24 protein-coding genes are annotated in these 23,479 nt (G+C 60.4%); 5 read left to right on the top strand and 19 right to left on the bottom strand.

Annotated elements, in window-relative coordinates; translation table 11 throughout:
* Positions 1-63: 63 nt before the first annotated feature.
* The 4 genes from KJS47_RS12375 to KJS47_RS12360 all read right to left on the bottom strand — a co-directional run bounded on the left by KJS47_RS12375 (position 64) and on the right by KJS47_RS12360 (position 4,105).
* On the bottom strand, positions 64-873 hold the full coding sequence (locus tag KJS47_RS12375; RefSeq protein ID WP_213525356.1) for a class I SAM-dependent methyltransferase: 810 nt from the start codon (positions 871-873) through the stop codon (positions 64-66).
* A gap of 172 nt (positions 874-1,045) precedes the next feature.
* The gene (locus tag KJS47_RS12370; protein WP_213525355.1) at positions 1,046-1,603 is read right to left on the bottom strand and encodes a dihydrofolate reductase; all 558 of its coding nucleotides are present in this window, start codon (positions 1,601-1,603) and stop codon (positions 1,046-1,048) included.
* Positions 1,604-1,620: 17 nt separating this feature from the next.
* Complete coding sequence (coaA, locus tag KJS47_RS12365) at positions 1,621-2,577, bottom strand: type I pantothenate kinase (RefSeq protein ID WP_374707026.1); 957 nt, start codon at positions 2,575-2,577, stop codon at positions 1,621-1,623.
* A 103-nt stretch (positions 2,578-2,680) separates the two neighbouring features.
* The gene (locus KJS47_RS12360; protein WP_213525354.1) at positions 2,681-4,105 is read right to left on the bottom strand and encodes a divergent polysaccharide deacetylase family protein; all 1,425 of its coding nucleotides are present in this window, start codon (positions 4,103-4,105) and stop codon (positions 2,681-2,683) included.
* A 201-nt stretch (positions 4,106-4,306) separates the two neighbouring features.
* Here KJS47_RS12360 and KJS47_RS12355 point away from each other — a divergent pair, with 201 nt between their 5' ends.
* The gene (locus KJS47_RS12355; protein WP_213525353.1) at positions 4,307-5,113 is read left to right on the top strand and encodes a polysaccharide deacetylase family protein; all 807 of its coding nucleotides are present in this window, start codon (positions 4,307-4,309) and stop codon (positions 5,111-5,113) included.
* Between the two features lie 123 nt (positions 5,114-5,236).
* On the opposite strand, the gene KJS47_RS12350 is transcribed toward KJS47_RS12355, so the two are convergent.
* On the bottom strand, positions 5,237-6,109 hold the full coding sequence (locus KJS47_RS12350; protein WP_213525352.1) for a sugar phosphate isomerase/epimerase family protein: 873 nt from the start codon (positions 6,107-6,109) through the stop codon (positions 5,237-5,239).
* Between the two features lie 399 nt (positions 6,110-6,508).
* Here KJS47_RS12350 and KJS47_RS12345 point away from each other — a divergent pair, with 399 nt between their 5' ends.
* Genes KJS47_RS12345 through KJS47_RS12335 form a run of 3 tightly spaced genes read left to right on the top strand, consistent with a single transcriptional unit; the run spans position 6,509 to position 7,576 of the window.
* Entirely contained in the window at positions 6,509-6,712 is a 204-nt protein-coding gene (locus tag KJS47_RS12345; protein ID WP_213525351.1) for a spore coat associated protein CotJA, read from the top strand.
* Between the two features lie 18 nt (positions 6,713-6,730).
* Positions 6,731-6,982 carry a spore coat protein CotJB gene (locus tag KJS47_RS12340; protein WP_213525350.1) on the top strand — a complete coding sequence of 84 codons (252 nt, stop codon included), beginning with the start codon at positions 6,731-6,733 and terminating at the stop codon, positions 6,980-6,982.
* 24 nt (positions 6,983-7,006) lie between these two features.
* Positions 7,007-7,576, top strand: a complete 570-nt coding sequence (locus KJS47_RS12335) for a manganese catalase family protein (RefSeq protein ID WP_213525349.1) — start codon at positions 7,007-7,009, stop codon at positions 7,574-7,576.
* A gap of 269 nt (positions 7,577-7,845) precedes the next feature.
* On the opposite strand, the gene KJS47_RS12330 is transcribed toward KJS47_RS12335, so the two are convergent.
* Both KJS47_RS12330 and KJS47_RS12325 read right to left on the bottom strand, forming a co-directional pair.
* A complete protein-coding gene (locus tag KJS47_RS12330; protein ID WP_213525348.1) occupies positions 7,846-8,652 on the bottom strand; it encodes a pyruvate, water dikinase regulatory protein in 807 nt (268 codons plus the stop codon).
* Between the two features lie 33 nt (positions 8,653-8,685).
* Positions 8,686-9,336, bottom strand: coding sequence for a helix-turn-helix transcriptional regulator (locus KJS47_RS12325; protein ID WP_249716401.1), 651 nt, complete (start codon positions 9,334-9,336; stop codon positions 8,686-8,688).
* Between the two features lie 412 nt (positions 9,337-9,748).
* Between KJS47_RS12325 and glpX the strand changes: the two genes are divergently transcribed.
* A complete protein-coding gene (glpX, locus tag KJS47_RS12320; RefSeq protein WP_213525347.1) occupies positions 9,749-10,720 on the top strand; it encodes a class II fructose-bisphosphatase in 972 nt (323 codons plus the stop codon).
* A gap of 215 nt (positions 10,721-10,935) precedes the next feature.
* On the opposite strand, the gene KJS47_RS12315 is transcribed toward glpX, so the two are convergent.
* The 12 genes from KJS47_RS12315 to alaS all read right to left on the bottom strand — a co-directional run bounded on the left by KJS47_RS12315 (position 10,936) and on the right by alaS (position 23,306).
* Positions 10,936-11,574, bottom strand: coding sequence for a YcnI family copper-binding membrane protein (locus KJS47_RS12315; RefSeq protein WP_213525346.1), 639 nt, complete (start codon positions 11,572-11,574; stop codon positions 10,936-10,938).
* 118 nt (positions 11,575-11,692) lie between these two features.
* Entirely contained in the window at positions 11,693-12,346 is a 654-nt protein-coding gene (locus KJS47_RS12310) for a response regulator (RefSeq protein WP_213525345.1), read from the bottom strand.
* Positions 12,343-13,152 (bottom strand): sensor histidine kinase, encoded by an 810-nt coding sequence (locus KJS47_RS12305; RefSeq protein WP_213525344.1) that lies wholly within the window; start codon positions 13,150-13,152, stop codon positions 12,343-12,345. The genes KJS47_RS12310 and KJS47_RS12305 overlap by 4 nt, the downstream gene beginning before the upstream one ends.
* Before the next feature lie 75 nt (positions 13,153-13,227).
* Positions 13,228-15,222, bottom strand: a complete 1,995-nt coding sequence (locus KJS47_RS12300) for a methyl-accepting chemotaxis protein (protein ID WP_213525846.1) — start codon at positions 15,220-15,222, stop codon at positions 13,228-13,230.
* 302 nt (positions 15,223-15,524) lie between these two features.
* The gene (locus tag KJS47_RS12295) at positions 15,525-16,802 is read right to left on the bottom strand and encodes a peptidase U32 family protein (RefSeq protein WP_213525343.1); all 1,278 of its coding nucleotides are present in this window, start codon (positions 16,800-16,802) and stop codon (positions 15,525-15,527) included.
* A gap of 16 nt (positions 16,803-16,818) precedes the next feature.
* Positions 16,819-17,772: a peptidase U32 family protein gene (locus KJS47_RS12290; protein ID WP_213525342.1), complete on the bottom strand. Its 954-nt coding sequence runs from the start codon at positions 17,770-17,772 to the stop codon at positions 16,819-16,821.
* A 14-nt stretch (positions 17,773-17,786) separates the two neighbouring features.
* Positions 17,787-18,884, bottom strand: coding sequence for an endolytic transglycosylase MltG (gene mltG / locus KJS47_RS12285; RefSeq protein WP_249716333.1), 1,098 nt, complete (start codon positions 18,882-18,884; stop codon positions 17,787-17,789).
* A gap of 195 nt (positions 18,885-19,079) precedes the next feature.
* The gene (locus tag KJS47_RS12280; RefSeq protein ID WP_213525341.1) at positions 19,080-19,385 is read right to left on the bottom strand and encodes a DUF1292 domain-containing protein; all 306 of its coding nucleotides are present in this window, start codon (positions 19,383-19,385) and stop codon (positions 19,080-19,082) included.
* Complete coding sequence (locus tag KJS47_RS12275; protein ID WP_213525340.1) at positions 19,385-19,714, bottom strand: DUF1292 domain-containing protein; 330 nt, start codon at positions 19,712-19,714, stop codon at positions 19,385-19,387. The genes KJS47_RS12280 and KJS47_RS12275 overlap by 1 nt, the downstream gene beginning before the upstream one ends.
* Positions 19,715-19,725: 11 nt before the next feature.
* Positions 19,726-20,145, bottom strand: a complete 420-nt coding sequence (gene ruvX / locus KJS47_RS12270) for a Holliday junction resolvase RuvX (protein ID WP_213525339.1) — start codon at positions 20,143-20,145, stop codon at positions 19,726-19,728.
* Between the two features lie 36 nt (positions 20,146-20,181).
* Positions 20,182-20,442: an IreB family regulatory phosphoprotein gene (locus tag KJS47_RS12265; RefSeq protein WP_213525338.1), complete on the bottom strand. Its 261-nt coding sequence runs from the start codon at positions 20,440-20,442 to the stop codon at positions 20,182-20,184.
* Positions 20,443-20,678: 236 nt separating this feature from the next.
* Positions 20,679-23,306 carry an alanine--tRNA ligase gene (gene alaS / locus KJS47_RS12260; protein WP_213525337.1) on the bottom strand — a complete coding sequence of 876 codons (2,628 nt, stop codon included), beginning with the start codon at positions 23,304-23,306 and terminating at the stop codon, positions 20,679-20,681.
* Positions 23,307-23,479 lie beyond the last annotated feature (173 nt).

Below are 23,479 nucleotides of genomic sequence, written 5' to 3'. Positions count from 1 at the left end.
GCTTTCCTTGTATTTGTATACATTACCTGTCTTACAACTTGTATTATCATGCGGTTGCCTTGATTATACCTCGGACCTGGCCGAATGAGAACGGGCGCGGGGCGTCTTTAATACGGCCAAAATTCGCAGCCGCCGGTAATCCCCGTACCAGCAGCCGTCCCGGTACAGCTTGGGCCTCGCACGCTCCTCAATCTCCCGGTACGCCTCTTCCCGCTCGCTTTCCGTCAGACCGGCGAAGAAGATGCCTGCGAAGGTGTCCAGCCAGTTTCTCAGCCCCCGATCTCCCTCCGGCAGCGGTGTGGGCCGGTCGAAGTGCTCCGCGGACAGGACCCGGAACCCCTGCCGCTCCAAAAGCGACGCGTACTCTCCGATTGTCGGATAATACCAGGGGTTCCGGGAATCCGCGTCGATGCCGAACCGCTCCTCTAATACGCCCCCGATCGCCGAGACGATCGCGCTTACGTTGTCCGCTCCCCCGAATTCGGCGGCGAATCTCCCGCCGGGACGAAGATTGGCGGCTACGGCCTCGATCACCCGCTCCGGCTGCCGCATCCAATGCAGCGCCGCATTCGAGAAGACGGCATCGAAGGGAGCATCCGCCCGATAACTATGCGCATCCTCCACAGCGAACGGAATATGCGGATAGTTGGCTTTGGCTGCTTCGATCATCTCCTCGGACAGGTCAATCCCCTCCACCTGAGCGCCCCGGCTTGCCAGCTCGTTCGTCAGCGCTCCGGTGCCGCATCCGAGGTCAAGCACACGCTCTTCCGGCCGAGCGTCCAGCAGCTCGAGCACACCTGCCCCGAGCTTCGCAACGAAGCCCATCTTTCCGTCGTAGTGCTGCGCGTCCCATTTCTGTTCCTTGCTTGTCATCCCTCTCATCCTCCTTCGTCATGGCTCCATTATCCGCCAACCAACTATATAGGTGAAATATATAATATGTATAATATATATAGATTTTGCCTATAAGAAAGCAGGAGCAAGCATCCACCTTAGAAAGGGTCCTCAAGGGAAAAAGCCGCTCTCCCATAGAGAAAGCGGCTTTTTACGATGAGGGGGAGGGCTTTATGCCCGCCTCTTCTGCCCGGATTCGCTCATAACGCGCATATGTATAACGGTACCCGTTTCGGTCGCCGGTCCCCCCTGGCTCCTCCGAGACGAGCCGCCATTCGTCCGGCTCCCAGGCAGGAAAGAATGCATCTCCTGAGAATGACGCGTCGATATGCGTCAGATACATCCGGTCTGCCAGGGGCAGAAAGAGGCGGTAGATCTCTTCCCCGCCTATGATGAACGCCTCCGGCGCTCCCGCCGCCAGCGATGCCGCTTCACCGGGACCGGCCGCCAGACGGCAGCCGGGCAGATTAAGCCCCGAGCTGCGGGTCACCACAATGTTGTCCCGGCCCGGCAGCGGCCGGCCGATCGATTCGTAGGTGAGCCTTCCCATAATAACGGGCGCTCCCATGGTCACCCGTTGGAAATAGGCCTGTTCCTCCGGCAGCCGCCAAGGTATGCCGCCCGCGCATCCGATGACCCGGCCGCGGTCCATAGCGGCGATCAGCGAAAAGACCGGACGGCTGGAAGCGTGCCCGAGGTGCGTGTCCATGCGTTCGCTCCCCTTCCCTACAGCTTTTTCAGGCGCACCTGCTCAATTGCATGATGCGCCCCCTTGGTCAGAATGAGGTCGGCTCGGAACCGCGTCGGCAGGATATTCTTCACGAGATTGACCTCGTTGATCTCCCGCCAGATCTGCGTTGCCGTCTCCGTCGCCTCCTCGCGCGTCAGCTCCGCGTACCGGTGGAAATAAGAATCGGGATTGCGGAACGCCGTATCCCGGAGAACCTGGAACCGGTCGATGTACCACTGCCGGATGTTGCTCTCCTCCCCATCAACGTAGATGGAGAAATCAAAAAAGTCCGAAACGAACACCTGCGGCATGCTGCCGCCCGAACGGTCGCGGTTCGCCTGCAGGACATTGATTCCCTCGACGATAAGAATGTCGGGCTGGCGAATGACCTGCTGCTGATCGGGCAGGATATTGTACGAGAGGTGGGAATAGATCGGGCAGCTGACTTCCTTGAAGCCGGACTTGATCTCCGCCAAAAATTTGATCAGCCGCCGGGTGTCGTAGCTCTCGGGGAAGCCCTTGCGCTTCATCAAGCCCCGGGCCTCCAGCACCTCGTTCGGATATAGAAAGCCGTCGGTCGTCACGAGATCGACCTTGGGATGGTTCGGCCAGTACGACAGCAGAGTCTGCAGAACGCGGGCGGTCGTGCTTTTGCCGACAGCGACGCTGCCTGCGATCCCGATAATATAGGGCGTTTTTTTGGCGTGCTTGCCCAGGAACGTATCGGTCGCCTGATATAGCTTTTGGGTTGCGCCTACGTACAGATTGAGCAGCCGGGACAACGGGAGATAGACGTCCCGGACTTCCTCGAGCGAGATGCGCTCGTTAATGCCGCGGAGCTGCTCCAGCTCTTCTTCGGTCAGCGGCAGCGGGGTCAAGTCTCTCAGCTTGGCCCATTCTTCACGTGAGAACGTTTGGTAAGGGGAAAACACGGAATCCTCTATCTGCATCATAAATGAGTTCCTCTTCGGATGGAGTATAGTGTGACATTCCCCACATTGTACATCAAAATCACCACCCGCGGATAGCCGGAAAAAGAAGACGAAAAAAGAGATCTCAGAGCGACGAGCAGGAAAAAGCGGCGGGCAGCGGCTCGTCCGTCATAGAAACAAAGACTAGGGCGCCGGCGGAATCAGTGCGGAACCGCAGCTTGACGAGCATGGGGTCCGTTCCCGACCGTTTGCGCAGACGGACCGTCACCTCATATTCGGCGGCGCCGGCTCCGTTCGTCTGCTTGCGGATGCCCGAGATTCGTTCGCAGTCATACTGGATGTACTCCTCCCCGTAATGCGCCTTCAGCTTAGTGCGAATCTCCTTCTGCATCGTATGCAGGAGCGCTCCCTCCAGCAGCACGCCGCTCGTCCCCGGCTCGTCCGTGGCGGGAGAGGGGCCGCCGGGTTTGCCGTCTCTCACTGTCGCGGCAACCGGAGGGCTTGCCGGCGCCTCGGCTTCCTCTTTTCCCTTATCGCCTGCTGCCCCTGCATCCTTCGCTGCTGCCTCCGCCATCGGCGAGCCTCCGGACGCCGTCTCTCCCCGCCCCCCGGCTTCGAGAGTGCTGCCCTTAACGGGAGCGGTCTTATCGGCGAACAGCTCCCGGACGCCCACGAATCGAACACCTTGGCTGATCGTCATCTCGGGCACCCGCTCCCCGAGTACCTCGGCGAGCTTTTGTCCCCCCGCGCCGACATGTCCGATCGCAATGCAGGGCTCATGCACCTTCAGATGCTCGCGGATTTGGGTGAATTGCTTTTCCATGTGGGACTTGCTCTTCACATCGTCCAGGAATAGATGATTGTCGAGACTCGGCACGCCGACCTCTCGGGCTACCTTGGAGACGATGCTCCGGTAATTGGTATGGCTGTCGAGGAAGAATACCCCGCGTTCGCGGCACACTTCCAGTACCGCGTGGATCACGCGGGGGTCGCCCGTCGCCTTGGACCCCATATGGTTGTTGATGCCGATCGCGTGAGGGACATCGTCCAGCGCGGCCCGCACCGCGGCCCGGATCTGCTCGTCGGTCATATCCGTCGTGATGGCGCCGGGACCGAGCCAGCTCTTCTTGCCGCTCTTCGGCTCCATCGGCAAATGGACGATGACATCATGGCCAGCACGAAACGCGGCTTCCGCATCCTCCTTGGTCGAGGAGAGGAAAGGCATAACCGCGATGGTTAGCTTGAACGGCAGCGCCAGCATCTCCTTCGTTCCCTTCATGCTGTTGCCCGCGTCATCGATGACGATCGCGACCCGCTTGACGGGATCGGTATAGCCGGCACTGCTCTCCTCCCCGGAAGGCACCTGTCCCCAGACCGCCGGACGGACGAACGGATTCGCTCCGGCCTCCTGCGCAGGGCCGAATCCCAGTAGCAGGCTGCCTGCCAGCAGAAGTCCTCCTAGGCTTCTACCGGCCCTGCGGTAACGCCCCCCCGCCCGGTCCTTTGCGGCTTCGGCCGTCCGGCCTCCGTTCCTCTTCCATTTGTCCATCGCTTCGCTCCTCCTCTTGGCACGGCACCGCCCGGTCCGTCCCTACGTTTCTTTTCTAGGGTGAGCCCGGGGGAGCGGATTCTTGCAGGCGGCCCCCTGCCAATAACTACCCGGCCGCTGGCGGGGCACCGGCGCATGAAACGTGTCCGTCCGGCCAACGCTACCCCATAGGCCTATCCCACAACGGACGGAGGTTCTTCTATGCATCGCCAATTGATTGCCGCTGCCGCCGCCATACTCCTTCTCACAGCGCTTCCCCTGTTCTCCGCCGGCTCCGGTCCGGGCGCCGCTGCCGCCGCCCCCGCTGCCGGTCCCGCCTCCCAGCAGGCGGGAGCGGAACGCGATCGGGGGAGAGACTATTACGAAGCGCGGGGAGAAATTGTCTGGGAGGTGCCGACGGAGGAAAAGGTCATCGCCCTGACCTTCGACGACGGTCCCGATCCGACCGAAACGCCGATTATTCTCGATCTGCTGAAGGAATACAACGCACACGCCACCTTTTTCGTCGTCGGCAACCGGGTCGACAAGTTCCCCGAGCTGGTCAAGCGCGAGCTGGCGGAAGGGCACGAGCTCGCCAACCATACGTATCATCACAGCTACTTCCGCAAGCAGGCCAGCGTCTCCCGGTTCCGCGACGAGGTTCGCCGGACCCAGGAGAGCATCCAGTCCGTTACCGGCCAGCGCCCGCATCTATTCCGCCCTCCGGGCGGCTATTACAGCGAGACGCTCGTACAGGCGGCCCGCGAGGCTGGGTACTTGACGGTACTCTGGTCCTGGCACCAGGATACGAAGGACTGGCAGTCTCCCGGCGTGGACAAGATCGTGGGCAAGGTGCTGAGCAACGCCCGCAACGGGGACATCGTTCTGTTCCACGATCATGTGGAGCGCCATCCCCAAACCGCGGCCGCCTTGAAGGAAATTCTTCCCGAGCTGCAAAAGCGGGGCTTCCGGTTCGTAACCGTGAGCGAGCTCTTGCAATACCGCAAGTCGCGTCAGGTTCATTCCTGAAGCGGGTGCAAGAAAAAAGACCGGCGTATGCCGGTCTTTGTCTATTTGCGTTTCCTGCCTTCCGCCCTAGCCTGGGCGGTACTCGCTCGGTGTGCGACACCCGTATCCCGAAGTCGCGGAAGGCTATGCCGATTCCCACATCTGCCGCAGATTGTCCATGCCGAGCTTCGCACCCGTTCGGCACGGCTCCATGCCCTCGAACTCGACCGTCAAATACCCGTCGTAGCCCGATGCCTTGATGAGCTTGACGATCTCCCGCATCTCGATGTCGCCCTGGCCGACAATCGCGCCCCGCAGGTAGTTGCCGTTCGCGGAGCGGAACCACTTGCCACCGCCTGGGTCCTGGTAGAACGGCCGTATGTAAAAGTCCTTGAAGTGAATAAGCGAAGCATAGGGCAAATTTTTGCGGACGCCAACGAGCGGGCTCTCGTCCACACAGAGGAAATTGCCGACATCGAGCGTCGTCTTGAAATTCGGCCGGTCGACCATGCGGAGCACCCGCTGCACCCGGTCGCTCTGCTGGACGCTGAAGCCGTGGTTCTCGATCGTCGTCGTAATGCCGAAGTCGGCGGCATAATCCGCAATCTGCCGGCTGCCCTCTACCATCAGCTCCAGGTTATCCTCGAAATAATCGATGCCCATCTGCTCGGGCGGGAGACGGAACGCCGTCACATCGTGGCGCATATGCTTGATGCCGAGACGGTGAACCGTATCCACATGCAGCTTGATCCGGCTCACTTCCTCGTCGAACGCCTCCTTCGTCTCCTGGACGAAGTTCGCGGGCATCGAATAGTTGGACAGCTCGATGCCGTGCTCCTTGGCCGTTTCCCGGACGGCGTCCGCCAGGTCGGGATTGTCGACGAGCGTGAACCCATAGGGAACGATCTCCATATGCTCGCCACCGTTCTCGGCAATCCAGGCGATGACGTCCAAGACCGTCATCTCCCCTGCGTGAATGGCTTCGAGCAGGCTGTACGTGCTAATTCCGATCTTCATCCTTCGACACTCTCCTCGTCTTCCTAAGGTCATGCGCGATATCGCATGTCTTGCGTGTCTGCGGTTTCTGGCTGCGGCGTTAGCTGACCTCTGTCCGGCTCGGCCGGACGGATCCTGGTTTTCCCCGTCTTACTTCCACACTCATGCGTGAATTCCTTTTCCCATTCGTGGAAAACCAATTTGTTTCGGCAGAACCCGGCACGAAACGCGGCTGCTAGAAGGATGCGGGCTTGCTTGTTCGGACGTGTCTCGGCTGACGCAAGCGGAGCTCTTCGGAGTAGGTACCGCCGCCGCACCTCCTTCTTTCGTATCTATGCAAAAATAAGCCGAATAGGACAGTTCCTGCCCCCCATATGCTCTTTGCATGGAGAATTGTCATTAGAAGGAGGCATCCGGGGCATGAACCAATTTCGCGTCTATTGCCCGTTCATTGGCCCGTTCGATCCGTGTCCGCCCATTCGGGAGAAGGTCTACAGCACGCCGCCGAATTTGTTTCTGGGCTTTCAGCCGCCCGGCCTGCCCCAGTTCAACGCCCACGAAGCGCTGAAGCTGGGCACGCTGTGGCCGGCGCTTTACAGCCCCTACCCCGGCAAACAGACTTAAGAAGGAGGAGAGAAGCGGATGGAGGAGCAATACTATGCGATGCTCCACGAGCTGCAGGCAGTCGACTTTGTACTTGTGGAGCTGAATTTGTACCTCGACACGCATCCCTGGGACACCATGGCGCTTCAGCAGTTTAACGAAATGGCCCAGAAGCGGCAATTCCTGGCGGCCCAATTCGAGCAGTGCTACGGCCCTCTCCTGAATTTCGGCCATTCGGCCTCCCCTCATGGCTGGCGGTGGGCGATGCCCCCATGGCCGTGGCAGGTGTAACGATACGGAAGGAGGCGGGGAACCATGTGGATTTATGAGAAAAAGCTCCAGTACCCGGTCCGGGTAAGCAAATGCGACCCAATGATGGCCCGGTTCCTGATCGAGCAGTACGGAGGTGCCGACGGGGAGTTGTCGGCCGCGCTGCGCTATCTGAACCAGCGTTACACGATTCCCGATCAGGTCATCGGACTCCTGACGGACATCGGCACCGAGGAATTCGCGCATCTCGAGATGATCGCCACCATGGTTTACAAGCTGACCAAGGACGCGACCGTCGAGCAGCTGAAGGCGGCGGGGCTGGGGGCTCACTATGCGAATCATGATCGCGCGCTCTTTTACAACAATGCCGCCGGCGTACCTTGGACGGCTTCCTACATACAGGCGAAGGGGGACCCGATCGCCGACTTGTACGAGGACATTGCGGCGGAGGAAAAGGCAAGGGCCACCTACCAATGGCTCATCGACATGACGGACGATGTGGATCTTCAGGACAGCCTGAAGTTTCTTCGAGAGCGGGAAGTGGTCCACTCCCAGCGGTTCCGGGAGGCGGTGGACATTCTCATCCAGGATCGGAATACCAAGAAGTTTTTTTGACCTCCAGACCGCCGTTCATACGACTCCCTCATCACACGCATGGAAAGGGGGCGAAGGCGTATGGCGGTATGGCGATCGCCAGTGAGACACGGCCGGCGCATTCCCGGGAAGACGTCCGCAGTGCCCCGGCATCCCCTTCCCAGCAATCTCGGCGCAACCTAAATATACCCCCGACCGCTTGCTGGTTCGGGGGTTTGCCTATTCGTCTGTCGGAGGGGTATCGCGAGCCAGTTGGGCAAAGTGCCCTACGGCGGGCGATTCCACATCGATTAAGATAGATAAGTGAGAATGAGTCCGGCTGTTTCCTCGATCGCTTTGTCCGTCACGTCGATGACGGGACAGCCGAGCCGCTTCATCAGCTCGTCGGCGAACGCGATTTCTTCTTCTATGCGGGCTAGCTGAGCGTACCGGGCCTCGTCCGGAAGGCCGACCGCCTTCAGCCGCTCGCTGCGGATTTTGTTCAGCTTCTCCGGGTTCATCGTCAGCCCGACGATTCGTCTCGGGTCAACCGCGAACAGCTCCTGCGGCGGCTTCACCTCCGGCACGATCGGAATGTTGGCCACCCGGTAGCCCTTGTACGCTAGGAAGATGCTGAGCGGCGTCTTGGACGTGCGTGAGACGCCGACCAGAATGGCGTCGGCGAGCCCCAGCGAATGGGTGTCGCGGCCGTCGTCGCACTTGACGGCGTATTCAATCGCCTCGATATGGCGGAAGTAATCGTCGTTCATCTCCTGCTGGAAGCCGGGCTTGCTGCTAGGGGAGTCGTGGAACGTGTCCACGAAAGCCTGCATCATCGGCCCCATGACGTCGACGGCCCGGACGCCGAGACGGATCGCCTCCTCCCGAATCATCTCCCGAAGCTCGGGCTGGACGAGCGTATAGACGACGAAGCCTCCCTCTGCCGCGGCTTCCTCCATCATGGCAAGCACCTCGTCCTCGGTCCTTATCTGCGAAAAGCGCTTCAGCCGGACCGGCTGGGAGCCGAACTGACGGATCGTCGCCCGGGCGACGGCCTCGGCCGTCTCTCCGACCGAATCGGAGCATACAAAGATGGTGTGCTGCTTCTGTACTCTCAAGCGTCAATCCCCCTAATCGGATGCGTTCCTTGCCTATAAGCCGTCCGGTCCGCCGGCCAGGCTGACCAGCACCTTCGTCAGCGTGGTCTTGGTGATTCGGCCGACGACGGAATGGCGTCCGCTTTCCGGCTGCTCGGCGTCTGCCTCCAGCACCGGCAGCGTGTCCACCTCGTGCTGGATCATCTTACGCGCCGCGTCCACCACCGAGTCGTCCGGCTGTACGGTCGCAATATTCGGCTGCCGGGTCATGACGAGCGACACCGGCATTTGGGGTGCGCTTGCGTTCCCCAGCGTCACCTTAAGCAAATCCTTGCGCGAGACCATTCCGGCCAGCTGGCCGTCCTGTCCGATTACGATCAGGCTGCCTACGTTCTCCAGAAAAAGCGTAACGACTGCGTCCTGCACGGTCGCATTCTCGCGGATAATGACCGGCAGGGCTTGGACATCCCTGACCTTGAGGCCGGCCAGGCGCGAAGAGTCCCTTCGCTGCTCGTCCGCGGCTTTGCCGAGAAAGTAGCCGACCTTGGGTTTGGCGTCCAAATACCCGAGCATGACGAGCAGCGCTAGATCCGACCGGATAGTGGGCCGGCTCAGGCCGAGCCATTCCGCTATTTGCTCACCCGTAATAGGGGCGTTTTGTTTCACATACCGGAGAATTTCCAATTGGCGTGCCGACAATTCGATGACCGTCTCCTCCTTTGTCCGCTCACACTCTCTATATCATACATCCTATTGCCCGCACGCGCCACACCGGGGAGATTGCCCAGCTTCATCCGTCCGTTGTCCGCCTCGCCGCCATTGCCTTTAGCAGCTGTGGCCGGCGGCTCGCCCCGCTCCCTTTGTCCTGGCGGCCCTTGCCGGCGGTTCGCCCCGTTCCCTTGCCTTGGCTGCTCTGGCCAGCGGTTCAGTTCGGGCCCTGATGGCAGTGGGCAGTTTGGCCCTCCGCCTGATCCGTCCCGTTCGCGGAACAGTTTCCTCCGACAGCAAAACAATGGACTTGTCGATCATATAGAACGTACTATATAATACATTGTGTCGTCATATAGAGGGGATCATACTAGAACGATCATACTAGAACAGAGGACGTGACATTCGGATGGAGAGAGAATTGGCATTGGAAATCGTACGGGTGACTGAGCTGGCCGCCCTTGCTTCGGGAAGGTGGATGGGGCTCGGGGACAAGAACAGCGCGGACGGCGCCGCCGTAGAAGCGATGAGACGCATGCTCGATTCCGTCTCGATCAGAGGGACGGTCGTCATTGGTGAAGGCGAAATGGACGAAGCGCCGATGCTGTATATCGGCGAGGAAGTCGGAAGCCGGCAGGGCCCCGAGGTCGACGTGGCCGTCGATCCGGTGGAAGGAACGGAGCTGGTGGCCAAAGGGCTGAACAATGCTCTCGCGGTCATCGCGGCGGCCCCCAAGGGTCAGCTGCTGCACGCCCCCGATATGTACATGGAGAAGCTCGCGGTCGGCCCGGCGCTGGCCGGCAAGCTCTCGCTGCTCGATCCGATCGAGACAACGCTGCACAAAGCGGCGGCTGCCCTCAACAAGCAGGTGACCGATCTGACCGTCACCATCCTCGACCGGCAGCGGCATGAGGAGATCATGCAGACGCTGCGCCGCGTCGGCGTCCGCATCAAGCTGCTGAGCGACGGCGACGTGGCCGGTGCTCTCGCCCCCGCCTTCCCGGAATCGGGAATCGACCTGTATCTCGGCTCCGGCGGGGCTCCCGAAGGTGTCCTCGCCGCAGCGGCTCTCTGCTGCATGGACGGCGAGATGCAGGGCCGGCTGCTGCCGCAGACCGAGGAGGAGCTGGAGAGATGCCGCGCCATGGGCATTGCCGATCCGCATAAGGTGCTGTCGATGGAGGATATGGTCGGCGGCGAGGATGTCATCTTCGCGGCAACCGGGATTACGCCAGGCGAATTCTTAAGCGGCGTCCGGTATTTGCCGGGCCAGCGCGCGGAGACGGATTCCGTCGTCATGCGCTCCCGGACCAAGACCATCCGCTACATCCGCACGCTGCACAGCCTGCCGAACAAGCCGCTGCTGGCGGCAACGTCCTAATCCGGCAGGACAAGCAAAAGGGGCTGTCTCCCGTCATCGAATTCCGATGATCGGGGACAGCCCCTTCTTCGCATGCGTGCTTGGCTAGTGCTCTGGGACCCCTCAGTGCGTGCCTACGCACCTGGCTAGTGCCCGGGGAATCCCCATGCCTTGCCTACGCTCTTCGCTAATGCTCGAGGGAATACCCTTAAGCGGACCGGCTGACCGGGCCTGCGTTACTTCGCCCGCTTGGCCAGCTGCAGCACCAGGGCGGCAGCCGCAAGAACGAGCGCGGCAATCGACAGATAGAGCGGCGTCTTGCTGGCGCCGGCCGTCGCCGGCTGGGCTTCTGCCGCAGAACCCGCTCCGCCAGCCGTGTTGCCGTGGCTGTCGGTCGCGGCGCCGGCTGCCTTCGGGTTAACCTTGGTTACCGAAGCCGGCTTATCCGAGCCCTCTCCCCCGGTCCACTCCACTACGCTGCCATCCGCGTACGTCTGATAGGCTTTCCAGGTGATCGAGGCCGCTGTATCCCCCACCTTGCCCGACAGGTGGAAGTCCGTGAATTCGGTCTGGGACAGGCCCTTACCCGCCGCGGTCCAGAGGACGCTCGTCACTTTGCCGGTGGCGTCGGTCTTAAGCTCGTACGTCCAATCCGCTTTCGGCTCCACGCGGGAGATGGTCACGTCGTCCGCTACCTTAACCTCTACTTTGGTTGTGTAAGTCCCCTTCGACTCGGAAGGTACCCGAACCGTAAACATCTCATAGCTGCCCTGTGTTGTCTGGGCCGGCTGAACCGTTACGTGCGCGCTCGCCAGACCCGCGAACATCACGGAGAAGACCAGAACCAGCCCGATCAGCAGCATTCTTTTTTTCATAACCGTTTCTCCTTTCACTGGCCCGTCCTTGAGTCGGACGGAGCCCCCCTTACTTTACCGGAAGATCGGAGCCGCGGCTATGACTCGACCGGGCTATCTTGTCCGGGGACCGCACGGGTTAGAGGACCTCCGCACTGATGCGGTGATTCACGGCGTAAGCGGCCAGCTGCACCCGATTGTCGAGCCGGAGCTTGTCCAGCACGTTCTTCACATGATTCTTGACCGTATTCTCCGCGATGACGAGCCGCTCGGCGATCTGCCGGTTCGTCTCGCCGCGCGCGATGTAGGCAAGTATCTCCTTCTCGCGCGGGGTGAGCACGTCGGGCGGCACGCCGTCCGCCGCCTTGCCCTTCTGAAACTGGTAGACGAGCCGCTCGGCCATCCGCCGTGCGGGATCCGCATTATCCTCGAGCAGCGCATGGAGATAATCGAGCCATTCCGACGGATCCATGCTTTTGAGCAAGTACCCTTGCGCCCCGAACTGGATCGCCGTGAACAGATCCGCCGGCTGGTCCGAGACGCTCAGGATGACGATCTTGACGGACGGATCGGCGGCCTTGATGAGACGGGTAGCCTCCAGCCCCCCTATCCCCGGCATCTGAATATCCATGAGCACTACGTTCGGAGTGAGCCGCCGGCACGCCTCCACCGCCTCCTCGCCGCTGTGGACCTCGCCGATAATTTCGAAGGACGGGTCATCCTCGAGCAGCGAATGCATCGCCTGCCTCGCCAGCGGATGATCGTCTGCGATCAATACCCGGTATTGCTTCACTGCAGCGTTCTCCCCCTTTTCTTCGCCAATACGAGCTCCGTTCCTCCGCATGACCGGCCGTGCAGCTGGAAGACCGCGCCGAGCTGTGCCGCCCTCTGTCTCATGAGCGATACGCCGTACCGGTTTTGCTGCTCTTCCTCCGTCACCGGCATACCGATTCCGTTGTCGGTTACCCGGAGCATCCAGTTGTCGTCCTTGGCTACCAGCTGCAGCTCCGCCTGCGTCGCGCGGGCATGCTTGCGAATGTTCGTGAACGCCTCCTGGATCGTGCCGAACAGCTGCACCTCCTCCGCAGACGTAAACAGATGGCCGTTCAAATCGAAGTAAATACCGGCCTCGACGCCGGCCACCATGCTCCACTCGTCCAGCCACCGACGAATCCGCTCCTCGAAGCCGACACCGTCCTCCGGCAGCGAACGGAGGTTGAAGATCGCCTGGCGAAGGTCGCCGTTAATCGACGAAATGATCGAGCGCGCCTCTTCCAGCTGCCCCTTTTGCAGCTTTACATTCAGGAAAAAAAGCGTTTGCGCAATATTGTCGTGGAGCTCGGCGGCCAGCCGCTCGCGCTCTTCATACACCGCCCGCCTCGCCCTCTCCTCGGACAGGCGGGCATTCGTATCCTCGATCCTGCGGAACATCCAGGTCGCAAACAGGAAGGAAAGCACGAAAGTGAGACCGGTAATGTAAAAGTTCCCGATGCCCATCGGGATCGAGGACAGCAGCCATGAGTGCCGGAGAAACTCGAAGCCGCCGATGATAATGGTAGGCAGCAGGATGGTGAACCATTTGAACAACGGGTATTTCAAGTTGACACTTCCTTGTATGCAGATGGCGAATAAAACTCCTGTCCCCGGCAAGGGAACAGGAGTTATTCTTCTTTTCTATATTGTAAACTTTGCGAGCGAATCTTTCAACGAATTGGAGAGGCTCTCCAGCTTCTCGGAGAGGCGGACGAGCTCGTCGCTTACTTTGAGCTGCTCGTTGCTGAGCGACGCGACCTCCTCCGAGGTGGCGGACGACTCCTCCGAGACGGCGCTGACGTTGGTCATCGCCTCGTTCAGCACCTGCTGGGTTTCCTCCAGCGCCCGGATCGAAGCGGTGACGCCCTCCAGCTGCATGACGAAGCCGCCCATTTGCTTCTGTACGCTGCCGAAGATCGTCTCGGCTTCCTTGACGGAGCCGATCTGCTCTTGGAACATCGGATACGCCTCCGACAGGACGTTCACCGTCTCGTCAATCTCGCTCTGGATCGTCTCGGTGATCTTGCCGACGATCTCGATGGATTCCTTGGACTGGTCGGCCAGCTTGCGGATTTCGTCGGCGACGACCATGAAGCCCTTGCCCGCCGCGCCGGCTCTTGCCGCTTCGATCGTCGCGTTCAGCGACAGAATATTCGTCTGCCGGGTAATGTTGGTGAGCAGCTCCAGAATTTTGCGGATGGAGCCGGTACTCTCTTTGAGCTTGTCGACCTTCTCGACCATCGAGCGGGTCATCGTCTCGGTCTGGTTCGTCTTGGTCATGAGCTCGGCCATGTACTGGGTTCCTTTCTCGCTGGACAGGTAGACCTCGGAGGCGGCATTGCCCATCTGCATGTTCGCCTCGACGACCATCTTCATCTGGCTGCCGATCTCATGCGTCAGTTCGTTGCCCTTCTCCGCTTCCGACGCGAGGCTGGACGCCCCGTTCGCAATCTCTTCGGTCGCCACCGCGATCTCTCCGGCGGAGGTCGCCGTCTGCTTCGAGGACCGGAGCAGGACACCTGCCGTCTCGAGCACCTCGGCAGCCGAACGGTTCGTATGGTCGACCAGACGCGTGATCTGCTCCATCATGGCGTTGAAGCTGGCGCTCAGCTCGCCGATCTCATCCATGCTCCGGTGTTTCGTGCGGACGGTGAGGTTCCCGGCCTCGCCTTCCCTCATCAGGTTGCGCAGCTGGATGAGCGGGCGGCCGATCGACCGGACCACGAAGATGCCGATCAGAATGGCGACGGCCATGGCGACAAGCACCATGATGATAGTCAGCCACTTGATCTTGGACGCGTCTTTGATCAGCTCTTCAACCGGCGCCATCAGGACGAGCGACCAGCCCGACGTCTTCATCTTATCGTAGACGACGAGCTTTTCGCCGCTGTAGCTGGACCGCTGCGAGGCGGAGCCTTCTTCCTTGTCGTGACCCAGAATCCCGTCCAGAATCGGGATCTCGAATTTCTGCTCCAGCATCTCGCGGTTCATGCCTTTGCTGATCGTGCCTTTCTTGTCGATCAATACGATCGAGCTGTTGGAGCCGGATTCCATGCTCTCCAGCTGGTCGTCGAGCACGCTGGCCTTAATCTCGAAGAGCAGTACGTAATCCTGGCTCAGCACACGGGCCACCCCGAACGCTCCTTCTCCAGCCACATAGCCCTTCTTGGCAGCCGGCAGCCAGATCGGTGTGCCTCCCGCTTTGACTGTTTCCTCGAACCAGGGAGCCTCCTTGAGGGGCTTGGCCGCGATATCGTTAATCGTGCCGGTACCGAGCGCCGACGCTTCCTTGATCGGCACGAGATAAATACCGATCAGCGTGTTGTTCGCGTTCACCGTCATATTGAGCCGGTCGTTGATTTTCTTGATGAGCTCATACCGGGAACTGAACAGAGGATTATCCCGGTTCACGTCGACGATGTTCTTCATGAAGTCGGAGTCGGCGAACAGCTGGGTTGTCAGTTCCACGTAGTTGCCAAAGACCAGATCCAGCTTGTCGGTCGCCTGGGTGACCGTCTGCTCGTAAGCTTCTGATACTTTCTTCTCAATCGTTCCCTTGGAGGTCGAATAGGAAAAAAGCCCCAAAACAACGACCAGCAGGACGATGCTGAAAAAGAACAGCAGGAACAGCTTCATGCCGACCGATTTCAGCGGATTGCCGAGCAAATCGGCGGATAACTCTTTTGTGCGGCCTAATCCCGCGCGCAGCGGCTTCAACTGCTCGCCGATCCGGGAGAAGGAGAATTTAGGGTCCTTCAACTGACTGCCACCATCCTCATCTAGGTATCTCTTACTAGGTTTTTCGTCAGATGGACCCGAATAGTTTAGCAAAATTGGAAAAAAAACGGTCCTCAAGTTTGAGGACCGTCAAAAATGATTGTTGAACGGGACTAGAACCGTTCCCTGTGTGGGCTTCGGATCGGCGAACAGGTAGCCGCTTACCGGCCGGTTCTCTTGCGCATCATGTCCCAGGGTGCGACCGGGTGGTCAACCTTCATCCGGATGACCTGCATCGGGTGGCGGGCCGCATCGAGTACCGCTCCCTCTTCATCCCTCAGCTCGCCAAGCGTCTGCCGGAACGACGTGCCGCCCGGGCCGAAGAACTCGACCTCCTGCCCCGGCTTGAAGTGATTCCGCTGCTGGATGTCGGCCGTTCCGGTCTCAGGGTCGTAGCGGAGCACGAGTCCGGCAAAATCGTAAGGCACCGCCTTCTCCTCGGGACCGAAAATGTGGTCTTCGTGATCCGGCTCGTCGAAGAAAAAGCCCGTGTTGACCGGCCGGTTGGCTGCCTTGGCGATTTCCTCGACCCACTCGGGCTTCAGCCGGTAGCCTTCGGGATCCGCCAGGTAAGCATCAATCGCCTGGCGATAGACGTTGACGACCGTCGCCACGTAATGGATGCTCTTCATCCGTCCTTCGATCTTGAAGCTTTCGACGCCGGACTCGACCATCTCGGGAATGTATTCCAGCATTCGCAGATCCTTGGATCCCATTGTGAAGGCGTCGTCTCCCTCCTCGAACAGCGGGGTCGGCTGCTCCGCCTCTCCGCTCATGGCGAACAGGTCGTACTTCCACCTGCACGATTGGCAGCACCCGCCCCGGTTCGAATCGCGGTCCGTGAAGTGGTTGGACAGCACGCACCGTCCCGAGAACGAGCTGCACATGGCGCCGTGGATGAACACCTCGATGTCGATATCGACATGCCGCTTGATGGCGAGAATCTCTTCCATGCTCGCCTCCCGCGCCAGCACGACCCGGTCCACGCCGTTCTCCTTCCAGAACTGCACCGCCTGCCAGTTCATCGTCGACTGCTGGGTGCTGAGATGGATCTCCAGCTTCGGCGCGACCCGGCGGCACGTCTCAATGATGGCCGGATCGGCGACGATGATCGCCGCGACGCCCGCTTCCTGGAGGCCGCGCAGATAGTCCTCCAGGCCCGCCAGGTCTTCGTTATGCGCATAGATGTTGGCGGCGACGAATACCTTTGCGCCGTAGCGGTCCGCAAAGGCGACGCCCTCGCGCATCTCTTCGAACGTGAAGTTGTCGGCATTGGAGCGCAGCCCGTAGGCCTGCCCGCCGATATAGACGGCATCGGCCCCGTAACGGACGGCAAACTTCAGCTTCTCCAGACTGCCGGCGGGTGCCAGCAGTTCGGGCCGCTTCAGGCGCCGGGCGGCGGCCGGCTCGGACGGTTGCGATTGCTCTAAGACAGTCATTCGTTAGTCCCCTCACTCAATACACTTGTTCTTTGTAAAAAAAGCCGTATGACAGCTCCCGGTCCACCGGCTGCACCCGCTTGATGCGGTCCAGCCATTCCTCGCGGAATTCGTAGCCTTCCGGGTCCGCCGCGTAGGCGTCGATCGCTTCGCGGTACGCACGGACGACGGTCTCGTTGTAGCCGATCGGCTTGAGCAGTCCTTCGATCTTGAAGCTGTCGATTCCCGCCTCCATAAGCTCGGCCAGATTCTCGATCATGCACAGATCGTCCGCGCTCATAATGTGAGTCCCATTCGCGTCCTCATAGATCGGATACCGCTCATCCTGCCGCTCGGCTTCGACGAGATACAGCCCGCGCTCCTCATCGAGCGATTCCTCCGCCGGATCGTGCCCGGTATGCTTGCGGTAATTGGACACCATGCTCCGCTTGGAATGAAAGATGTTCGTCATCCCGTGAACCTGCACCTGCACCTCGAGGGACACGCGCTGCTTGATCTCGAGAATCTGCTCCATGTTCAGCTCGCGCGCCGTGATGACCCTGGTCGCCCCCTTGGTTCCCCAATAGTTGGCGGTAACCCAGTTGGTGGCGGTCATCTCCGGATTCCAATGAAGCGGCAGCGTGACGCCTGCCTGCTTCCGGGCAAGCAGCACCGACGGATCGCCGAAGACGATCGCGTCCGCACCGCTCTCCTGCAGCCCCGCCAGATAGGCGGGAAGCTTGTCCAGATCGGCGTTCAGCATGATTTTGTTGACGACCGCGTACAGACGAGCGCCGCGCTCGTGCGCGAGAGCGGCCGCTTCCCGGAGTTCCGGCAGCGCCATGCTGCCCGGCAGCCGCATTCCGTACGTTTCCTCGCCGGCCTGGAGGGCGTCCGCCCCGGCCTCCAGCAGCCGGGAGACCTCCTCCAGCGTTCCGGCCGTCGCCACCAGCTCCGGTTTGTTTTTCTTTCCAGCGTCCTGTTGGTCCATGACTTGTTTCCCCTTTATTGTTGCTTGCTCGCGGCGATGTTCTTCTGATGCTGCTCATACGTCTCCGCGAATAGATGCCGCTGCGTGCCGTCCTTGGCGGTAACGTAATAGAGATAGTTCGATGCCTTCGGATAGATCGCGGCTTTGAGCGCCGATAGGCTGGGGCTTGCGATCGGCCCCGGCGGCAGCCCGCTGCTCTGGTATGTGTTGTAAGGGCTCTTGACGAGCAGATCCTTCTCCATCAGCCGTTCTTTCGGCTTGTCCAGCAAATACTGGACGGTCGCGTCAATCTGCAGCCGCATCCCCTTCTTGAGGCGGTTGTAGATCACGCCGGCGACGAGCGGCCGCTCCTCGTCCAGCACGACCTCCCGCTCCACGAGCGAGGCGACGGTCAGCGCCTCATGGAAGGTGAGCCCCTGCTCCCGCATCTTCGCCTGCCAGTCGGCCGGCAGCTGGGCCAGCTTCTTGTCCCATTCCGCCGTCAGCCTCGCCACAATATCCTCCGGCGTGCTGTCCTTTGCCATTTCATAGGTCTCGGGGAATAGATAGCCCTCCAGCCGGTACAAGAGATCCGGGTTGTCCGGAATCGCCTTGGTCCATTCGGATTCGGCTCCCTTGCCCTCCTTCGCTAGCGCGAGGAGTTGGTCCCCATCGGTCACCCCCTGCTCCTTCAGCCGTTCGGCGATCTGCTTGACGGTGTAGCCCTCGGGGATGGTGAACCGGTTCATCTGCGCCTTGACGGTTTCCCCGTTGTTCAGCTTGGCGATCAGCGCATCCATGCCGATCCCGCGGGAAAACTCATAGTCTCCTGCCTGGAAGCGGGAGCCCTGGTCCTTCGCCTTCAGATAAAGGCCGAACGCCCATTTGCTGCGGATGAGTCCCTTCTCCTCCAGCAGTCCGGCAATCTCGAGCGAACCCGAGCCGGCCGGGATCGTGAGCTTGACCGGCTCTCCACCTCCGCTGGGAGGCGAGAGCAGATACTGGACACCCAAATAGCCTCCAGCTAGCACCGCCAGCAGGAGAATCAGGAAGATCCACCAGCCGCGTCGGCGCTTCCTCGGCTTCCCGAACGCTTCTCCTCCCCCCGGTCCTGGTCGTGATTGATCGTTCAAACGGCAACCCCTCCGTATCTTCTGTGTGACTATCCAGGGATGATCCGGATCTCTAGCGGCCCGGTCTCACCCTCCGCTGCTTGCCTGTCCGGAAGACGCGCTTCCGCACTATTGGACTTTCTCGAATCTCGTCGAACAAGAAAAAGAGCGACGTATCGCCGCTCCCCTCATCATACCAAAATCAAACCGTGCCTGCTACTCGCCATCGAAGTCGACGGTCATCTCGTCATACAGCTCGGCGACGAGTTCCCATTCCTCATCGTCCTCGATCGTCTCCAGCTCCCAGCCGCCGCCCGCGGGAACGATGCGGAACACGGCCGGCTCGTCGTCCGGCTTCGCTCTCTCGCTCTCGAGAACCGCATACCGGCTGCCGCCTACGGCGAATTCCGCCTGAATGCGGAAGACGGCGGCTCTGCCGCCGTCCTCGAGCTCAAGCTCGTCGCCGTACGCGTCCCGCAGGACACGAATCGGCTGCACATCCTCAAGCCGGTAGTCCTTCATCAGCCGTTGTCTTCCTCGTCTTCTTCCATTTCGGCGAGAAGCGTATTGAACGTCTCTTCGACGATATTCCACTCTTCCTCGTCATCAATCGTATATAGCTTCAGATCGTCCCCGTCTTCCTCGTAACGGAACGCGTAGACCTCTTCGGCATCCTCGTCATCCTCGGACGCTTCCACGGGCACAACCATCATATAGGTTTTGTCCGATCCGTCTACCTCGAACTTCATGATGACTTCGAATTCCTCTTCGTTGCCCTCTTCGTCAGGGATATAGATGATCTCCGGTTCCTCCATATTCAGGTCCAGGTTGTTGTTGTTGTCGTTTGTCATGGATAAGCCCCTCACTTTCTCGATTTGGAATCCAAGTAATTCTGCAGGATCAATGCGGCGGCCATCTTATCGACGACCTGCTTTCTTTTTTTTCGGCTGACGTCCGCCTCCAGCAAAGTTCGGGTTGCGGAAACGGTGGTCAAGCGTTCATCCCACATGTGGACGGGCTGCTTGAACGTATTTTGCAGCTCCCGGGCAAATTCCATGCACAGCTCGCCTCGCGGGCCAACGGTGCCGTTCATATTCTTCGGCAATCCGACAACGATTGTGTCGACGTCATACTCCCGAATAATCTCTTGCAGGCGTTCCAGATCCCGGGACAACGGTCCCGATCTGCGGATGACCTCGATCCCCTGCGCAGTCCAGCCCAGCTCGTCGCTGACGGCCACGCCGATCGTCTTGTCTCCGTAGTCCAATCCCATGATTCTCATGTCCAGCTCCTGTCAGCCATTTGGGCAAAGGCAAGGTTACGTCTGTTTGGCGAGATAGGAGCGGACCAGCTCCTCGATCAATTCGTCTCTCTCCCGTTTGCGGATGATGCTGCGCGCGTTGTTATGCCGCGGGATGTAGGCCGGATCGCCGGATAGCAGATAACCGACAATCTGATTGATCGGGTTGTAGCCCTTTTCCTGCAGGGCGTCATACACCGTCACCAGCACTTCCCTCGGGGACGTCTCCAGCCCATCCGCCTTCACATCAAATTTCATTGTTTTGTCCATGGAACCCATGACCTACACCTCCCGTGAAGAAGCGTTCTCTTCATCTTGTATGCGCTTATCGATGGATCTATGTGATATATTCTCCGTCTGCATGCCAATTCCTTTCCAGAACCGAAAAAAATCGCAAAATCCGACTTATGTCCGGCGCGTTCCCCGCCTCCGGGTCTTTGGTCCCAATTCCCCGGGGATGAGGCTCCCAAGCCGCCGGGCCCGGCGGCTTGGGATAGCCTACTCTGTCCTGGCGGCTACGCCTGGCTTCTGACGAATGCTTCGACCTGGCTGAGCGCCTCGTCCAGCTTGGCCGGATCCTTGCCGCCGGCCTGTGCCATATCCGGACGGCCTCCGCCGCCTCCGCCGCATACCGCCGCGGCCTGCTTCACGAGCTTGCCGGCGTGGTAGCCGCGGGCCACGAGATCGCTCGTCACGGCCGCCACGAGGTTCACCTTGTCGCCGCTGGCCGCACCGAGAACGATAACGCCCGAAGCGAGCTTCGTCTTGAGCTCGTCGACGATGTTGCGCAGCGATTCCATGTCGCCGGCGTCGACGCGCGCGGCGAGGACGGAGACGCCGTCTACGTCGCGGACCTGATCGGTCAGGCTTCCCGCCTCCACGTGGCTCAGCTTGGCGCGCAGCGATTCATTCTCGCGCTGCAGCTCCTTCAGCTGGCCGAGCAAGCCGTCGAGCCGCTTCGGCACCTCACCGACGTTCGTCTTCAGCTGCGCCGCTGCCTGCTTGAGCAGCTCCAGCTGCCCGTCCATATAGTCATAGGCATACCGGCCGGTGACCGCTTCGATCCTCCGGACGCCGGAGCCGATGCCGCTTTCGCTCACGATTTTGAACAAGCCGATTTGCGATGTATCGCCGACGTGACAGCCACCGCACAGCTCGATGCTGTAGTCGCCGACCCGCACGACGCGGACCGTCTCGCCGTATTTCTCGCCGAACAGCGCCATGGCGCCCATCGCCTTGGCTTCGGCGATCGGCTTCACCGTAATATCAAGCTTGGTGTTATGCCAAATTTCCCGATTGACGCGCAGCTCGATGTCCTGCAGTTCCTCCGGAGTGATGCTGCCGAAATGGGAGAAGTCGAACCGGAGTCTCTCCGGCGCAACGAGCGAACCGGCCTGGTTGACATGCTCGCCAAGGACATCCTTCAGCGCGCGATGCAGCAAGTGGGTCGCCGTATGGTTCTTGATGATGTCGTCGCGCATCGAACGGTCGACGGCCGCTTCCACCTTGTCTCCCTTGCGCAAGGTGCCCGATTCCACTCTCACGGTCATGACATGCTGGCCGTGCGGCGCTTTGGAGACATCCTCGACGACGGCGGACACCTTGTCGTTCCGGATGGTCCCGTGATCGCTCACCTGGCCGCCGGACTCAGCATAGAACGGCGTCCGGTCGAGGATGACCTGGCAGGTGGAGCCGGCGCCGGCCAGATCGACCAGCTCCCCACCCAATACGATCGCCTGCACGTTAGCAGAGGTTACCAATTCAGTATAACCAACGAACTCCGAATTAACCGTGTAGTCCGCCAGCGGGCCGCCCTGCACCTTCATGCTTTCCGTTTCATGGCGGGCCGCTCTGGCGCGGGCCCGCTGCTCCTCCATCGCCGCATCGAAGCCTTCCCGGTCGACGGTCAGTCCGTGCTCCACCGCGAAGTCCTCGGTCAGGTCGAACGGGAAGCCGTACGTGTCGTACAGCTTGAACGCTTCCGCCCCGCTGATGCCTTTGGCGCCTTCCCGCTTGGCTTTCTCGGCCAACTCGGCCAAGAGAGCAAGCCCGTCGGAGAGCGTCTCGTGGAACCGCTCCTCCTCGGTCCGGATGACCTTCTCGATGAATTCGCGCTTCTCAACCACGTCGGTGTAGAAGGCTCCCATAATCTCGCCTACGACCGGCGTCAGCAGATACAGGAACGGCTTGTCCATGCCGAGCACCTTGCCGTAGCGGACAGCCCGGCGAAGCAGACGGCGGATGATGTAGCCGCGGCCTTCGTTCGACGGCAGGACGCCGTCCCCGACTGCGAACACAACCGTGCGGATATGGTCGGCAATGACCTTGAGCGCCACGTCGGCCTCTTCGTTTTCCTTGTAGCGCACGCCGGCAATCTCGCACGTCTTGTCAATGATCGGGCGGAACAGGTCGGTATCGAAGTTCGAGTCCACATCCTGCAGGATGGACGCGAACCGCTCGAGACCGGCTCCGGTATCGATATTCTTGTTCGGCAGCGGCGTGTAACTGCCGTCCTTATTATGGTTGAACTGCGAGAAGACAAGGTTCCACACCTCGAGGAACCGCTCGTTCTCACCGCCCGGCCAGCATTCCGGATCGTTCAGGTCGCCGTAGGCATCGCCCCGGTCGTAAAAAATCTCGGTGCAGGGACCGCAAGGGCCTTCCCCGATATCCCAGAAGTTATCGTCGCCGAGCTTGTAGATGCGCTCCTCCGGGAGTCCGATCTTGTTGTGCCACAGATCGAACGCCTCCTGGTCCTCCTCATACACGGTGACGGACAGCCGCTTCGGATCGAAGCCGATCCACTTGGGATCGGTGAGGAATTCCCAAGCCCATGTGATCGTCTCCTCCTTGAAATAGTCGCCGATCGAGAAGTTGCCGAGCATCTCGAAGAACGTGTGGTGGCGGCGGGTTCTACCCACATTCTCGATGTCGTTGGTCCGAATGCACTTCTGCGCGTTGGCGATCCGCGGGTTCTCCGGCTTCACGCGGCCGTCGAAGTACGGCTTGAGCGGTGCCATACCCGCGTTGATCCAGAGCAGAGAGGGATCGTTATGCGGGACGAGCGATGCGCTCGGCTCAATCGCGTGGCCCTTCTCCGCAAAAAAAGCGAGCCACTTGCTGCGAATTTCACTTGCTTTCATCTGATTGGCCTCCATAACGGTTCTTACCCCGATCCGGCAGCAAGGGCAACAGGCAGCGCCTTCTTCGGCCGGGGCAACACCTTAGATTAAAGGGGGGATCAATGGGCGGAAACCCGAAAAAAACAAAAAACGCCCCTGTAACCAGGGACGAATCGGATTCGCGGTACCACCCT

The organism is Paenibacillus sp. J31TS4 (genome assembly GCF_018403265.1).
In the GTDB taxonomy this organism is placed as follows: domain Bacteria; phylum Bacillota; class Bacilli; order Paenibacillales; family NBRC-103111; genus J31TS4.
Note: the sequence above shows the minus strand (reverse complement) of the source record. Positions and strands in the feature narration are given on the sequence as shown.